At 70.6% G+C, this 1811-nt stretch carries 2 protein-coding genes; both read left to right on the forward strand.

Annotation, left to right across the window (positions count from 1 at the left end; all coding sequences use genetic code 11):
- Positions 1–1091, forward strand: a 1091-nt coding sequence (locus G3N93_RS39365; protein WP_206135456.1) for an amidase, incomplete at its 5' end; no start/stop codon positions are given.
- Positions 1092–1230: 139 nt separating this feature from the next.
- Positions 1231–1743, forward strand: coding sequence for a disulfide bond formation protein B (locus tag G3N93_RS39370; RefSeq protein WP_011351308.1), 513 nt, complete (start codon positions 1231–1233; stop codon positions 1741–1743).
- Positions 1744–1811 lie beyond the last annotated feature (68 nt).

Below are 1811 nucleotides of genomic sequence, written 5' to 3' on the forward strand. Positions count from 1 at the left end.
TGCGCGTGCTCGACGGCGCGCCGGCCGCCCGCACCGATGCGGTCGCCGTTGCGCGGCTCAAGCGCGCGGGCGCGGTGCTGGTCGGCCGCACCAACATGAGCGAATTCGCGTTCTCGGGGCTCGGGCTGAATCCGCATTTCGGCCATCCGCGCTCGCCGTACCACCGCGACGTACCGGGCGCCGCACGGCTTTCCGGCGGCTCGTCGTCCGGTGCGGCCGCTTCCGTCGCCGACGGGATGGCCGCCGTCGCGCTCGGCACCGACACGGGCGGCTCGATCCGCATTCCGGCCGCACTGTGCGGGCTGACGGGCTTCAAGCCGACCGCAAGCCGGATCCCGACGCAAGGCGGCGTGCCGCTGTCGACGACGCTCGACTCGTTCGGCCCGATCGGCCTGACGGTCGCCTGCTGCGCGCTCGTCGACCGGATGCTCGCGGGCCTCGAACCGCACGTGCCGGCCGCCCGGCCGCTCGAAGGCGTGCGGCTCGGCGTGCTGACGAACTACGTGACGGACGGCGTCGATGCCGACGTCGCGGCCGCGCTCGACGCCGCGCTCAAGCATCTCGAAGCCGCCGGCGCGATCGTCACGGAAGTGCGCTTTCCCGCACTCGACCGGCTGCCGGACGTCAACCGCTTCGGCTTCTCGCCGATCGAGGCCTACGCATGGCATCGCCCGCTGCTCGCCAAGCACCGCGACCAGTACGACCCGCGCGTGCTCACGCGAATCCTGAAGGGCGAACCCGCAACCGCGGCCGACTATCTCGACCTGCTCGCCGCGCGCACCGCGATGCTCGACGAAGCTGCGCACACGGTCTGGTCGCGCTTCGATGCACTCGTCGCGCCGACGGTGCCGGTCGTGCCGCCGCGCATCGCCAAACTCGAAGCGGACGACGCCGCGTTCACGCGCACCAACGCGCTGATCCTGCGCAACCCGAGCGCGTTCAACTTCCTCGACGCGTGCGCGCTGTCGCTGCCCTGCCATCCGCGCGACGCGGCGCCGGTCGGGCTGATGCTCGCGGCCGCACCGCATCGCGACGACGCACTGCTCGCGATCGGCCAGGCGGTCGAGGCCGTGCTGAACACGATCCGCTGAGCGCAGCCAACCGACTGCCGGCGGACAAGGCGCGCGGTGCGGCAGGTTGCCGCATGCGCGCTGTCAGTTTCGTGCCAGACCGTTCGCGCTAAAATCGCGCGATTGTTTTCCGGACCGACCCACGAGGAACCCCGCCGACATGAACGACTACACGCTCGCAATCCGCCGCGAACGCCGCCTGCTGATGCTGCTCGGATGGGTGTGCATCGCCCTGCTGGCCGGTGCGCTGTACCTGCAGTACGTGAAGAACGAAGATCCGTGCCCGCTGTGCATCATCCAGCGCTACTTCTTCTGCGCGATCGGGATCTTCGCGTTCCTGGCCGCCGGGATCCGCAACTGGCGCGGTGTCTGGGTGCTCGAACTGCTGATCGCGATCGCCGCGGCCGGCGGCGTCGGTACGGCCGCCCGGCACCTGACGATCCAGATGAATCCGGGCTTCAGCTGCGGCTTCGACACGCTGCAGCCGATCGTCGACAGCCTGCCGCCCGCGCAGTGGTTCCCCGGCATGTTCAAGGTCGCCGGGCTGTGCGAGACCGTCTACCCGCCGATCTTCGGCATCCTGCTGCCCGGCTGGTCGCTGATCGGCTTCGCCGTGATCCTGATCGCGGTCGTCGCGAGCCTCTGGCGTCATCGCCGCAAGCTCGTAGGCTGACCGGCCGGTTTCGACCGGCCTGCACGCGGCCCGCTCGCCCGGGCCGCCCCGCAAGATCGGAAGAGCAA

The organism is Burkholderia sp. Se-20378, assembly GCF_017104665.1.
GTDB lineage: Bacteria > Pseudomonadota > Gammaproteobacteria > Burkholderiales > Burkholderiaceae > Burkholderia > Burkholderia lata.

Coding starts and splice junctions, on each gene's coding strand:
- G3N93_RS39370 (WP_011351308.1), top strand. CDS start 1,231: ATGAACGACTACACGCTCGCAATCCGCCGCGAACGCCGCCTGCTGATG.